The organism is Thermococcus sp. Bubb.Bath, assembly GCF_012027595.1.
GTDB lineage: Archaea > Methanobacteriota_B > Thermococci > Thermococcales > Thermococcaceae > Thermococcus.
This window is the reverse complement of record NZ_SNUR01000001.1, coordinates 630,239-642,086: the sequence shown is the minus strand read 5'-3', so window position 1 is coordinate 642,086 and position 11,848 is coordinate 630,239. Positions and strand designations below refer to the sequence as shown.

The 11,848-nt window shown below is 53.3% G+C and carries 14 protein-coding genes; 8 read left to right on the top strand and 6 right to left on the bottom strand.

Annotated features, from left to right (window positions below):
* The first annotated feature begins 28 nt into the window (after nucleotides 1-28).
* From E3E29_RS03630 to E3E29_RS03615, 4 genes are all read left to right on the top strand, one after another.
* Nucleotides 29-1,150 (top strand): tetratricopeptide repeat protein, encoded by a 1,122-nt coding sequence (locus E3E29_RS03630; protein WP_167909504.1) that lies wholly within the window; start codon nucleotides 29-31, stop codon nucleotides 1,148-1,150.
* The gene (locus tag E3E29_RS03625) at nucleotides 1,098-1,823 is read left to right on the top strand and encodes a tRNA-binding protein (protein WP_167909880.1); all 726 of its coding nucleotides are present in this window, start codon (nucleotides 1,098-1,100) and stop codon (nucleotides 1,821-1,823) included. The genes E3E29_RS03630 and E3E29_RS03625 overlap by 53 nt, the downstream gene beginning before the upstream one ends.
* Nucleotides 1,824-2,006: 183 nt before the next feature.
* A complete protein-coding gene (locus tag E3E29_RS03620) occupies nucleotides 2,007-2,222 on the top strand; it encodes a hypothetical protein (protein ID WP_167909503.1) in 216 nt (71 codons plus the stop codon).
* Nucleotides 2,223-2,493: 271 nt separating this feature from the next.
* On the top strand, nucleotides 2,494-2,859 hold the full coding sequence (locus E3E29_RS03615) for a hypothetical protein (protein ID WP_167769459.1): 366 nt from the start codon (nucleotides 2,494-2,496) through the stop codon (nucleotides 2,857-2,859).
* On the opposite strand, the gene E3E29_RS03610 is transcribed toward E3E29_RS03615, so the two are convergent.
* The gene (locus E3E29_RS03610; RefSeq protein WP_167769458.1) at nucleotides 2,856-3,005 is read right to left on the bottom strand and encodes a hypothetical protein; all 150 of its coding nucleotides are present in this window, start codon (nucleotides 3,003-3,005) and stop codon (nucleotides 2,856-2,858) included. The two genes, E3E29_RS03615 and E3E29_RS03610, sit on opposite strands and share 4 nt — an antisense overlap.
* A gap of 86 nt (nucleotides 3,006-3,091) precedes the next feature.
* On the opposite strand from E3E29_RS03610, the gene E3E29_RS03605 reads away from it, so the two are divergent.
* The 4 genes from E3E29_RS03605 to E3E29_RS03590 are packed head-to-tail and all read left to right on the top strand — an operon-like array spanning nucleotide 3,092 to nucleotide 7,031.
* On the top strand, nucleotides 3,092-3,958 hold the full coding sequence (locus tag E3E29_RS03605) for a DMT family transporter (RefSeq protein WP_167909502.1): 867 nt from the start codon (nucleotides 3,092-3,094) through the stop codon (nucleotides 3,956-3,958).
* A gap of 55 nt (nucleotides 3,959-4,013) precedes the next feature.
* Nucleotides 4,014-4,934, top strand: coding sequence for an isoaspartyl peptidase/L-asparaginase family protein (locus E3E29_RS03600; protein WP_167909879.1), 921 nt, complete (start codon nucleotides 4,014-4,016; stop codon nucleotides 4,932-4,934).
* Nucleotides 4,934-6,100 (top strand): MFS transporter, encoded by a 1,167-nt coding sequence (locus E3E29_RS03595; protein WP_342764655.1) that lies wholly within the window; start codon nucleotides 4,934-4,936, stop codon nucleotides 6,098-6,100. The genes E3E29_RS03600 and E3E29_RS03595 overlap by 1 nt, the downstream gene beginning before the upstream one ends.
* On the top strand, nucleotides 6,093-7,031 hold the full coding sequence (locus E3E29_RS03590) for a radical SAM protein (protein WP_167909501.1): 939 nt from the start codon (nucleotides 6,093-6,095) through the stop codon (nucleotides 7,029-7,031). Before E3E29_RS03595 ends, E3E29_RS03590 begins: the two co-directional genes overlap by 8 nt.
* Here the strand turns inward: E3E29_RS03590 and E3E29_RS03585 are convergent.
* From E3E29_RS03585 to cas6, 5 genes are all read right to left on the bottom strand, one after another.
* Nucleotides 7,021-7,512 (bottom strand): hypothetical protein, encoded by a 492-nt coding sequence (locus tag E3E29_RS03585; RefSeq protein WP_167909500.1) that lies wholly within the window; start codon nucleotides 7,510-7,512, stop codon nucleotides 7,021-7,023. The two genes, E3E29_RS03590 and E3E29_RS03585, sit on opposite strands and share 11 nt — an antisense overlap.
* Nucleotides 7,502-8,434, bottom strand: coding sequence for a serine/threonine-protein kinase RIO2 (locus E3E29_RS03580; protein WP_167909499.1), 933 nt, complete (start codon nucleotides 8,432-8,434; stop codon nucleotides 7,502-7,504). The genes E3E29_RS03585 and E3E29_RS03580 overlap by 11 nt, the downstream gene beginning before the upstream one ends.
* A 39-nt stretch (nucleotides 8,435-8,473) precedes the next feature.
* A complete protein-coding gene (locus E3E29_RS03575) occupies nucleotides 8,474-9,028 on the bottom strand; it encodes a hypothetical protein (protein WP_167909498.1) in 555 nt (184 codons plus the stop codon).
* A gap of 627 nt (nucleotides 9,029-9,655) precedes the next feature.
* A complete protein-coding gene (locus E3E29_RS03570) occupies nucleotides 9,656-10,852 on the bottom strand; it encodes a proteasome-activating nucleotidase (protein WP_167909497.1) in 1,197 nt (398 codons plus the stop codon).
* Between the two features lie 97 nt (nucleotides 10,853-10,949).
* A complete protein-coding gene (gene cas6, locus E3E29_RS03565; RefSeq protein ID WP_167909496.1) occupies nucleotides 10,950-11,705 on the bottom strand; it encodes a CRISPR-associated endoribonuclease Cas6 in 756 nt (251 codons plus the stop codon).
* Between the last annotated feature and the right edge of the window lie 143 nt (nucleotides 11,706-11,848).

Sequence of the window (11,848 nt, the reverse complement as noted above, 5' to 3'; positions counted from 1 at the left end):
CTAATCAGGGTTTCCGGGGGGTGTGCCGATGATTGATCTTGACGGTTACGTGAGATACGGCCGCGTTGAGGCGGCCCTTAACGCCATCCGCGAGGAGAAGGATGGCATAATTAGAGCGGAGCTTTTGGCGGAGCTTCTAAAGCGTGTTGAAAAGAGCGCGGACTACTTTGAGGTTCGCGATGGGCTTATCAACTCCAGGCTTTTTGCCGATGACCGCAAGACTAAAGCGATAATTCTCTCTATAATAGGTGAGGCGCTGTTTTCAACCGGAGATGAGGACAACGGGTTCAAATTCCTGGAAGAGGCCGTATCCACGGCCAAAAGGATAGCCGTTCTCATGTGGCGCGCCGAGGCGTTGGTGGGGGTTGGCCTGAACCTTCTCAGGGCAGGCCTCTACGAGGATGCCTACGATCTCTTTAACCGTGCCTTTGAGGCCCTTACTGCGAGCAGAAAGGACGAACCGGACGTTGCCATAAAGCTCATCTCCAAAGCCGCCGGTTCCCTCGTGATGGGCACGGACTACGTTGAAGATGGTGAGTGGGCCGCGGCGTACCTTGAGCTCGCTGCCACCATGTACGAGAGCATAGGCCTGGAGCTACCTGCAAGAAACACCAGGGCAAGGGCAGAGCTGATACGGGCTGCTGTAGATGGTAACCTCGGCCTCATGCGCCGTCTCCTAGCTGACAACCGGGTAGACGATGCGGTTCTCATGGCCCGTTACATGCCGGGGCAGTTCCGCGGGCTGGCCATGATGGAGATAGCCTTCTGGCTCTACGCCAACGACCATCCAGAGCTTGGGAAAGATTTGTTTGAAGACGCCTACAGCCTCTTCAACTGGGCTGAGAGAAGCGGTTACGCCATCGGCGATGATAGCGTCTTCAGCCTAGCGATGGACTTCGTGAAAATCGGGGAGCCTGAACTGGCCTCTAGGCTGGCCAACTTCATCCACGACGATAAGCTCCTCTCAAAACTCCTGCACAGGATAGCCAGGGAGTACTACAAGCAGGGTGACGAGTTCCTTGCGGTCAACGTGGCACGCGCTATACCCGACGAAACCATTAAGAACATGGCCCTCCATGAACTCGGCGGTGAAGTGCATGTGGGATACAAGCAAGGACTATCGATTATCCGTGGCGGAGAAAAGCGTTGAGCTCTTCCTAAAAACCGTGGAGGGCGCCAGGTTCAAGGGTAAATGGGACAAGAAAAAGGCCGTTCAGCTCGCCAAGGAGATGGTTCCGGAAATTCAAGCCATGCGCTATTCTTACGTTGACCCGCGCGACCTCGTTGGAACTCCACAGATGAAGGCTTTGAAGGAGAAGGCCAACGGAATAGTGGAGGCCCTCGGCGGCGAGGACTGGTACCATAAGCTTCTCAGCCTGGCGGACAAGAGCGAGCGGGGGAAGGTAGAGGAAGCGGTAGCAAAGATCAAGTTCTTCCTCAACACGATTCTGAACCTTGACAAAAGGCTCGCCCTGGGAAAGATAAACGATCCGGTTATAGCGGTCGACATAAAGGTCGGGGAGGTTATGAGCGTTGCCAAGCATCCGAACGCGGACAGACTGCTGGTCACCAATGTCAACATCGGCGACAGAGCAATAACCGTCGTCACGAACGACCTTACGGTCAAGGAGGGCAATAGGGTTGCGGTGGCTCTCTTACCGCCGGCCAACTTCAGGGGGATAGTCAGCGAGGGAATGTTCCTCGGTGCCGGGGAAGGGGTCCTCAAAGACGTTAATGGTGAGGTAGGCGGCCTTCCGAAGGGAGTTCCACTGGAGGCCTTTGTCGAAACGAGAAACCTCGTAGAGGCTTTTCTGAAGGGTTGATTTTTTGCTTTTTACTCGAGAGTGTATTTGTTAGGCTGCCCAATAACTCCCCTTCCTTTCGGATTTTTATTATTTAGAATGAGAAAGATTTGTATGTCCTAGCATTAGTAAATATAATAAAAGCTCCTCACGGTGAAGCACTTGAAGTGAAAGTCTCTCTTGGTGGTCCTCATTGGCCTGCTAATGGTTGGAATGGCTACCGGGAGTTCCTACGTCTCAACCCAAAAACCCGTCCACCTTACCCAACCACAGAGGCCACTGACGAAAGTCTTCACGGGTCCTGAGGCATCACCCTATGCTCATTCTTTCGTTAAGGAAAAAGCGGTAACTCTCGCTATAAACTTCAGCGCCATTAAAGATGCAACTTTCATTGGGATAGCCTTTTGCTTCAGCTATTGAGCCCAGTGTAAACTGGAACTACGCGGGCTCGATATACTGGATAACTTCGACAACGTCATCCTCATTTGGTCAAAAGGGTGTCCTTGAGCTCAAAGGTTTTTATTATTACCACCCCGTAGACTCCAGTACGACCGAGTACTATGCCAAAACAAAGGTTCGTGGAGATGTTTCCTCATCAGACCTTGCCCTCAAGGATCTACATTTACGCGTGAGCACGCAGGGGGCACATGAGGCAGTCGATGATTTTCTCCCCGACGGATATATGGGCCCAATGACCAGCAGCTACTCAGAGGTCATAACAGTGGAACTGGATTCAGAGAAAACAGCCAAGATAAGTGCCAGTGCAGGTTACTCGGTGAATACCAACGATGGATACTATCTTAGAATGGACACACATACGCTGGATCCAAACAACTACGTGGATTTTCATGCATACGATTTTAAAAAGGACGTGCCCTGGCTACCCGACCCTCCAGCGTTTGGTAAGTCCTTTTTCTTTGAGAGCGCCGTGACAATGAAAGTTAAATCTCCCACCAGCAATGCCTGCTACTTCGGTATCTTCAACTACGACGCAAGCGCTGAGTTTTATGTGACAAATCCGCTCATAGGCATAGTACTTGCAACCCCCCTTGGCTAGTGACAGCCCCCAAAGACATAAAAATATCGGTATTCGTTTACCCACCCCATACCGTGTTCCACAGTTAGATTCCTTTCTATTTTCAATTCAGCACTCAAGATCTTCATCATCCTGCCGTCAGGGTCGCCGAGCTCATCATCTCTCATATTAACTCCATTTTTCCCTTTAAGAACTCTCTTTTGAAATCCATCGAAACGTTAAACTTTTAAGCTTACCATTTGCACCATTGATCATGAACACGCTCATCCCCGGCTCTCTCGCGGCGCTGGGTTCGGCCTTCGGATGGGCCATCGCAACCATTCTCATAAAGGTTGGAATGCGCTCAAAGAGCCCCGTTGCCGTGAACCTGATTCGGCTCTACCTAGTTTCCGTCATGTATCTAGCGGTTCTAATCCCCGCCGGGAAGCTCGGGGAAATCCTCTCCTCCAGGCTGGAATACCTCCTGGCCGCTTTCATTTCGGCCCAGTTTGGCTTCGTTATAGGGGACTACTTCTACTTCAATGCCCTCAACTGGATGGGTGTTTCGAGAACCGTCCCGATAACGTCAACCTACCCCCTCTGGACGATGCTGTGGGCCGTTCTCTTTCTCGGCCGCAGGGTTTATCTCCACAAGGTTCTCGGGGCCGTTTTGATAGTCCTCGCCATTGTAATCGTTAGGAGGGCAGAGGTTAAGGAAAAGGTCGATCCAAGAGGATTTCCCTTTGCCCTTCTCGCTCCCCTATCCTGGAGCATCGCGATAGTCATAATGGACTGGCTGACGGGCTACTTTGACTCCTTTACCCTCGCTGGCATTAGGATGCTCTCCGCGGCTATAGGGGCGAGCGTTTTCCTCCCCTCTAAGTTCGGTGAAATCAGGAACACGACGGCCAGGGAGATAACCGTCTTGACCGGGGCGGCTTTCTTCGGTCTGCTCCTCGGTCAATACCTCTTTGTCTATTCCACAAAGCTTGTGGGCTCTCAGGTTTCGGCGCCGGTTTCGGCTATAAACCCAATCATAACGGCAGCCCTCGCCATCCTTTTCCTGAAGGAGCCCCCAAATTCGAGAATAATGGAGGGCCTTCTCTTGGCGGTCGTTGGAGTTCTCTTAGTTTCCCTCTAACTCCGTTTCCATAATCCTTTTAACCTTTCGAAGGGGACTTCTCCCGGTGGTTCTCATGGTTGCGATAATAGTCCACGGCGGTGCCGGCACGATAAGGAACGAGGAGCGGATTCCGAAGGTCCTCGATGGCGTCAGAGAAGCCGTTCTCGCGGGCTGGCGCGAACTGAAGCGTGGTTCGGCCCTCGATGCGGTTGAGGAGGCAGTAAAGGCCCTCGAGGACAACCCCATCTTCAATGCCGGAACCGGGAGTGTCCTCACCCTCGACGGAAAGGTTGAGATGGACGCGGCCGTAATGCGCGGCAAAACGCTGGAGGCTGGCGCCGTTGCTGGAATCTGGGGGGTTAGGAACCCCATAAGCGTCGCCCGTAAGGTTATGGAGAAGACCGACCACGTCCTTCTTGAGGGGGAAGGTGCCGTCAAGTTCGCCCGCCTCCTCGGTTTTGAGGAGTACAATCCGGTAACCGACGAGAGACTGAAGCAGTGGGAGGAACTCAGAAAGAAGCTCATCGAATCCGGTGAGACGAAGCACTGGAAGAAACTCAACGAGCTGATAAAGGAGTACCCCGAAGTCCTGAGGAGCACGGTTGGAGCTGTGGCCTTTGACGGTGAGGAAGTCGTTGCCGGAACCTCAACGGGGGGAGTTTTCCTCAAGATGTTCGGCCGCGTTGGTGACACACCGATAATAGGAGGAGGAACCTACGCAAACGAAGTTGCCGGAGCTTCCTGCACCGGCCTGGGTGAGGTAGCCATAAAGCTGGCCTTGGCAAAGAGTGCTACCGACTTCGTCAGGCTCGGTATGGACGCTCAAGCGGCAAGCGAGGCCGCGATAAGTCTTGCCACCAAATACTTTGGCCCGGACACGATGGGCATCATAATGGTGGACTCCAAGGGCAACGTCGGCTTCGCCAAGAACACCAAGCACATGAGCCACGCCTTCATGAGGAAAGGCATGAAGGAGCCGGAGGCTGGTGTTTAGTGGGGTCATGGAAGGACATCTGGCTGCTCAATCTGGCCCTCTTCATGTATTTCCTGGGGATAAGCGTCCTCTCCCCTGTTGTTCCCCCATTCTTAGTTAGCCTACACGCCGACCCATTTCTGGTAGGCCTCGTCACGGGTTTGACTTCCGCCCTCTCCGTCCTCTCGAAGCCGATAGGCGGCCTCATTGGGGACAGGGGTTACCGCTTCCACGCCCTCATGGGTGGCACTCTATTCGGTGCCCTCTCCGGCGTTCTCTACGTTGTATCTGCCCTTACTGCCAACGTCTACCTGTTCGCCTTTGCCAGGGCATTCCACGGCTTCTCCATGGGCATATTCTTCCCGTCGAGCCTCGCGGCGGCGGTTGATTTGGCACCCGTTGGAAGGATGGGTGAGACACTGGCTTGGCGTGGCATGATGTTCTCCGTTGGCAACATAGTCGGTCCCGTTCTCGGTGGATACTCCTCGGACGTTACTGGCTTCGCAGGGGCCTTTGCCCTTACCGCCCTCTTCTCCCTCACGGGTTTTGCCTTCGCCTTCTGGGCCTGGCGCGAGGCTCCCCCAGTGGTGGCCGAGGAGCATCACAGCGAGGGAAGCTATCGGGAGCTTCTAAAGCCAACTTTCATAGCCGTTTCTTTGACACTGTTCTTCTTTTCGGTCAGCTACGCGGGCGTCACCACCTTTCTACCGGCATACTACAAGTCAATCTCGCTTAAGCAGAGCCTCTTCGGCTACTACATGATGGTCATAGGGACGTTCTCCCTCGTCACGAGGCTGATTGGAGGAAAGAGCGCCGACAGGTTCGGCCCGCTGATTCCGACGGTTATCGGGCTCTTGAGCGTCCTTGCCGGCTACATCTCCCTCCAGCTCTCCCTCCTGCCCCCCGGCTCGTACATAAGCGCCGCGCTGATAGGAACGGGCTTCGGCCTCTCCGTTCCCGCGATGCAGCTTATGGCGCTCGGCGACCTTCCCCAGAGAATAAGGACGATGGGGTCGAGCATATACACCATGTTCCTTGACCTCGGAACGCTGGCCGGACAGATAAGCCTCGGATACGTCGCCCAGCTCAGGGGTTACACGGGCGTCTTCCCGGTTCTTCCCCTCATCCTGGGGGTTTCATTTATAACCCTCTTCGCACCCTACCTACGGAGGTCTGGGGATGGTTAAGCTGGTAAGGGTCTCCTATGGAACGGCCATAGCAATGGGTCTAATCAGGGCAAAGCTGCTCGCGAGACCGACCACCGCTTACCTCATGACCTACTGGCCTGGAAGATGCTCCAACGACTGCGCCTTCTGCGCCCAGGCCCGCTCCAGCAGAGCCGACCTGGAAAAGCTCTCCCGCGTCGTGTGGCCGGCCTTCCGGGTTGATGAAGTAGTGGAGCGCCTTAAAAACGGCGATTTCGCGAGAATCTGCCTCCAGACGATTGAGTATCCCGGAATGCTGGATGATGTTTTTGAACTCCTTGAGGCATTTTCCACCATTAACCTACCCGTTTCGATCTCGGTAACGCCAGTCGATTCCGAGACCCTTGAACGCTTCAAATCCCTTGGTGTTGACTACATTGGTGTCGGCCTCGATGCCGCCAGCGAGAGGATTTTTGGGGACATCAAGCCCGATGCCTCCTGGAATGAACTGTGGGATTTTACGGCAAGGGTAGTTAATGTCTTCGGGCAGGGAAGGGCGGTTATACACATAATCGTCGGCCTCGGTGAGACGGATAGAGAGGTCGTTGATGCCTTCATCAGAGCGAGGAGGATAGGTGCCGACGTCTCACTCTTTGCCTTCACGCCGATAAAGGGAACCAGGCTTGAGAACCTCAAGCCGCCGAGCGTAGAGCGCTATAGAAGAATCCAGCTGGCGAGGTACCTCGTGAGCATCGGAGGGGAGGATACTATAGTCTTTGAGGGGGACTCTATCAGGGGGTTTACCCTTTCCGAGGAAAAGCTGTTGATGATACCCCCGACGGTTTTCATGACGCACGGCTGTCCAGGTTGCAACAGGCCCTACTACAATGAGAGACCTGGAAAAGAGCCCTACAACTACCCGTTTCCACCAAAAAGGGAAGAAGCAATGAAGACCCTTGGGCTCATCCTTTGAATAGCTGGAGGGCCTCGTTCATTTCCTCTACCGGGAACTCAACCTCCACTTCCTCCCCATTTGCGACCTTCACAAGAGCATCCAAGAATGAGCCGAGGTTCTCGTCCTCCTTAAGCAGCACCCTCATAGTGTCCATGTTCTCGGCGAGCTCCTTCTTTTTCCCGGCCTCTTTTATCAGGAACAGCATGTTTCCGAGCCTCTTGAAGCCGAGGCGGAAGAGGTCGTCGGTCGGAGCGTAGTATATAGCCCGCAGGGCACACTTGATGGCGCCCCTGTAGTTGTCCTCCTGGAGGAATATCTCCCCCAGCCTAAAGCACGCCTCAAAGTAGAGTTCCGGTTCTTCTTCCCTTGCGAGCTCCATTATCTTGTCCAGCTTCTTCTTGGCAGCGTCTAACTCTCTCCTGTTCTCCGCTTCTATCGCGTCACGGAAGAGCCGTGCTATCTCCTCACGTCTGTTTATGGGCTCATACTTAATCACCATCTCTCTCACCCCTGCTCTCCTTCCAGGCGGATTCAAACTCTCCCCAGACATCCTCAAATTCTTTCTCAACCCGCCACCTTCTCCTGAAGGCGTTTATTATAACTGTTAAGTCCCTCCTCAAGAGGTCAAGGCTGTTTGGATCCGCGGTTGTTACGTACTGGGCCCAGTCTATGATAAGGACATCGCCGTCGGTTACAACGACGTTGAACTCGCTGAGGTCGGAGTGAACTACCCCAAAGCGCACTATCTTGAGGTACTCCTCCAGAACACGGTTTAATATTTCTTCCGCTTCCTCCCTCGTGAGGCCAGAGTCCCTCATTTCCGCCAGTTCAGTCCCATCGATGAACTCCATGACGAGAACGTGCCTGTTCCACGCTAGTGGCCTTGGTACCCTGGCGATTGGACTGAGCAGGACGAGGGCATCATATTCTTTCTTCGCTATCAGGCGTGAGATGTAGAGCCAGCTCGTGTGCTTCTTGTTGGCAAAAACGTCCGAGTGGTACGCCGCTTTCCTTGAGGCGGTTCTCCCCCCAATTCTGTTGAACTTAACGGCTACCTTCTCCCCTCCTGGGGTCATCCCAACGTAGACGTCGGCGTCCTTCCCCACACCGATGTGCACGGGGCTTATTCCCTCTATAACACCTTTCTTTGCCAGCGCCCTTATCGCCAGCGTGTCGTAGCCGTGTATCGTGAGCTGGTAGCCAATGTAGCCAATATCGCTCCTCCTAACGACCAGTCCCCAGTTGTCGAGCTTTCCAAGGCGGAAAGAGGCAGTTTCGACGTCCGTTCTCGCGAACCTGGCGATGTCCTCAAGCGGCACCCACCGGTGGTGGCGCATGTTGAGCTCGACTCCCCTGAGTATCCTGAAGTCGAGGTCGCGCAGGTTTGGATAAGCATCGAGGGCGAGGAGTTTGCTGACCATGTTTCTCTCCGGGTTCTTATCGGAGGGGAGATTTATAAATCACTCGGAGGGGTTTGGAACCACGAAGTCCCACTCTCCCCCGTAACTCCTAGACCCCCTCTTCGCCACCACCTCAACGTGGAGAGAAATCACCTTCTCCAAGATTTCTGGGACTCTATCCATGAGGATTAGCTCCACGCTGCCCCTGCCGAGGTCTTCCTGAGGAAAGCCCTCAATTACCATGGCCCCGCCGTTTCTCGTTTTCTCACGGTATATCTTGAGGTTTCCTGCCCCAAGTCCGGTATCTACATAGAGGCCGTTGCCGTACTGCCTGTAAACCAGTACCTTCAACCTCTCGATGGTGTAGCCCTCTTTTGGTTCCGCTCGGACTATTATTTTCCCGGAATCCTTCATGACGCTTATCACGAAGGCATTGCTGAAGTTGGCCCATGCCGTGCCGTGGGCGGGAACCGGTGTGGGATAGAGGTGCTCGCCGCTGGAGGAGTGGTACTCGGTGGGGCGGAGGTTTACCGTGCTCTTGGAGTAGAGCATCGCGGAGGCATTTATGACAACAGCGATTATCAGGATTGCCAAAAGGAAATATTTCCTTTTCATGTTATACCCTCAAATTAAAAACATACTCATTATACAAAAACGTTACTAAGAACTCCTAAATTCGGACTATGAATTAACCGTTATCAATGAGAAACGACCACCCGTGTTGTAGAGCCTCAGTCCATTCCTCACATTGCCCCTACTCCCACCTCAGCGGGGGCTTTATCGAAGGTAAACGTTAGGATGACGCCGCTTTCTCTGCATCCGTCCAGTCCATCAATGTCGAAAACGTACTTCCCCTTCTGTGTATAGACTTTAGCAGGGGTATCTCACGGCAGTTCCAGTTTCCAGTAAACGTTACCGTTGGAGGCGGGTTTTATGGTGATCCTCGCGACTTAATGTTTGCATTCTTGATGGTGCTCAGCAGAACTCGAACGCTGTCCCCGGACCTCTGGACTCCAAGTGGTGTAACATTCTTAAAGTTCACGTAGACTGTTCCCTTTTTCACTATCGTTGCGTTGATTTAGGGAGCCGTGCTTGAATACGTGGCCGTGAGACTGACCGATATCATTATGTATGCGCTTGTGAGAACAACGACGAGTATGGCCTTCAGTGTAACCAGAGTCTTTCCCTTCTTTATCACGTTATCATAAGGATACTTAAGAAAGGGATATAAAAAAGTTGAGATCAGCCGTACATGACCTCGTGCATTGCTATCTGCTGGGTTAGCCTCTGCTCCGAACCGAAGACCTTCTCCACCGCCTTCAGGAAGTCTTCCTGCGTGATGTACTCCCTCCTGCTCCTGATGGCAAACATTCCTGCCTCCGTTGCGATGGCCTTCAAATCCGCCCCGCTTGCTCCTTCTGTCATCTCCGCTATTATGCGGAGGTCCACATCCTTCAGGTTCATCCTCCTTGTGTGAACCTTGAGTATCTCAAGCCTGCCGCGGAAGTCCGGGAGGGGAACCTCTATGAGTCTGTCAAACCTTCCAGGCCTCAGGAGTGCCGGGTCGAGGATGTCAGGTCTGTTGGTGGCTGCTATTATCTTGACGTTCCCGCTGGGGTCGAAGCCGTCCATCTCGGCCAGGAGCTGCATGAGTGTCCTGTTGACTTCCCTCTCACCGCCAGTGGTTTCGTCCATCCTCTTGGCGCCGACGGCGTCTATCTCGTCTATGAATACTATCGTCGGGGCCTTCTCCCTCGCCAGCTCAAAGAGCTCGTGAACGAGCCTTGCTCCCTCGCCTATGAACTTTCTGACCAGTTCGCTTCCAACCACGCGGATGAACGTAGCGTTCACGTGGTTGGCAACCGCCTTGGCCATGAGAGTCTTCCCACAGCCGGGTGGCCCGTAGAGTAGAACCCCCTTTGGTGGCTCTATTCCGACCTTCTCAAAGAGCTCCGGGTGCTTGAGCGGAAGTTCGACGGCCTCTCTCAGCTCTGCCAGCTGCTTCTCCAGACCGCCGATGTCGCTGTAAGTTACACTGGGTCTATCAATGACTTCAAAGCCGAGCACACTGGGGTCTTTGTCGCTTGGAAGAAGCTCCACGACCGCCATCGTCCTCTGGTCGAGGGCAACCCTAGCGCCGGGCTTGAGCTTCTCCCTCTCTATCCACGGAGCTATCCTGACGACGAACCGCGGACCGTTGTAGTTCTGGACTATGGCCCTGTCGTCTTCCAGGAGTTCTATGACCGTCCCCGCGAAGGCCGGTGGCTGCCTGAGCCTGGACATCTCCGTTCTCATATGTGAAAGCTCCCTCTCCAGCCTCTCTTTGTCGGCTTCGAGGGTTCTTATTTGGAGCTCCAGCTGCCTTATGCGTCTCTTCAGGAAGGTGATGTAGTCATCATAATCTGAATTTGAAGTTTTCACATCATCAAAACTGGACATTTCATCTCACCCTGTTAAATACTCTAAGACGACCCCTTTTTAACTCTATCCATCGTGAGAATAACCTCAGAAAAGAATGGAAAAACGAAGAACTCTTTTACTCCCCCATCCTGTCGGTTCTGGAGGCCTCTTCGTCGATTACTTTGACCATGCCAAAGCCGTACTTGGTCTTCTCGCCGAAGCCGAGGTCGTAGCCGAAGCGCGCTATCTCCCTGGAGCCGAAGTAGCGGAATATCATGAGGGAACCGCGGTAGTAAGTGTCCGCCACAAGTATTCTAACGGGCTTGAACTTTATGACCTCCATACTGAAGCTGCTGTCATCCGGTGTTCTTCCGTAGAGTTCTGAATAGCGGAGTATCATCACCTTGCGGAGCTTGTCGAAGAAGGCCGGCTCACTTGGGTAAAGGTCCCATATCTTCATCCTGTCGTTGGTGAACTTTACTGTCCTTACCATTATCGGGCTGAGGGTTGAGAATAGCATCCCATCTTTTATGACAGGCTCCTTTATGGGCTTCACGTCCTCGGCTATAAAGTCGGTCTTCCCTATCCTAACGGCTGGGCTGGCCATGAACCCCTCCACTATCGACTTGATGACTTCTGGGGAATGGGAGGCAATGTACAAAGAAACGGTGTCTGAGAGTATTCTTATTCCCCTGTCCGGGAGAAGGTCTCTCTTCCTCACCAGAACTCGGGAGAAGGTAAAGTGATCAACGTGACTTATCTCGACCTCCCTTGCCATCTCGGGGTCAACGGTGTTTATCTTCCCAACTATCTGTCGGTATACCTCGTAATTGTAGTTGAAGGGCAGTATGGGATCTTCCCCCACAGGCCTGAGCTTGACTTCAATTCTCATTTTAACCCCCTCCGGGTCTATCTACGGCCATGTTTTAGTGTACTGTTCCTAATAAGGCTTTCGAATTGAACCAGTATAGCGAAAAAATGAGCAATTCTGTGATTTATCCGATTGTGGCCATTGTAATTTTGAAAATGTCCAGC

Bases quoted from the DNA above. Each gene is read 5' to 3' on its own strand.
- cas6 (WP_167909496.1), bottom strand. From the start codon at position 11,705: ATGAGAATTGAAGTCAAGCTCAGGCCTGTGGGGGAAGATCCCATACTG.
- E3E29_RS03625 (WP_167909880.1), top strand. From the start codon at position 1,098: ATGTGGGATACAAGCAAGGACTATCGATTATCCGTGGCGGAGAAAAGC.
- E3E29_RS03575 (WP_167909498.1), bottom strand. From the start codon at position 9,028: ATGAAAAGGAAATATTTCCTTTTGGCAATCCTGATAATCGCTGTTGTC.
- E3E29_RS03615 (WP_167769459.1), top strand. From the start codon at position 2,494: ATGACCAGCAGCTACTCAGAGGTCATAACAGTGGAACTGGATTCAGAG.
- E3E29_RS03590 (WP_167909501.1), top strand. From the start codon at position 6,093: ATGGTTAAGCTGGTAAGGGTCTCCTATGGAACGGCCATAGCAATGGGT.
- E3E29_RS03600 (WP_167909879.1), top strand. From the start codon at position 4,014: ATGGTTGCGATAATAGTCCACGGCGGTGCCGGCACGATAAGGAACGAG.
- E3E29_RS03605 (WP_167909502.1), top strand. From the start codon at position 3,092: ATGAACACGCTCATCCCCGGCTCTCTCGCGGCGCTGGGTTCGGCCTTC.
- E3E29_RS03585 (WP_167909500.1), bottom strand. From the start codon at position 7,512: ATGGTGATTAAGTATGAGCCCATAAACAGACGTGAGGAGATAGCACGG.
- E3E29_RS03570 (WP_167909497.1), bottom strand. From the start codon at position 10,852: ATGTCCAGTTTTGATGATGTGAAAACTTCAAATTCAGATTATGATGAC.
- E3E29_RS03630 (WP_167909504.1), top strand. From the start codon at position 29: ATGATTGATCTTGACGGTTACGTGAGATACGGCCGCGTTGAGGCGGCC.
- E3E29_RS03610 (WP_167769458.1), bottom strand. From the start codon at position 3,005: ATGAGAGATGATGAGCTCGGCGACCCTGACGGCAGGATGATGAAGATC.
- E3E29_RS03580 (WP_167909499.1), bottom strand. From the start codon at position 8,434: ATGGTCAGCAAACTCCTCGCCCTCGATGCTTATCCAAACCTGCGCGAC.
- E3E29_RS03620 (WP_167909503.1), top strand. From the start codon at position 2,007: ATGGTTGGAATGGCTACCGGGAGTTCCTACGTCTCAACCCAAAAACCC.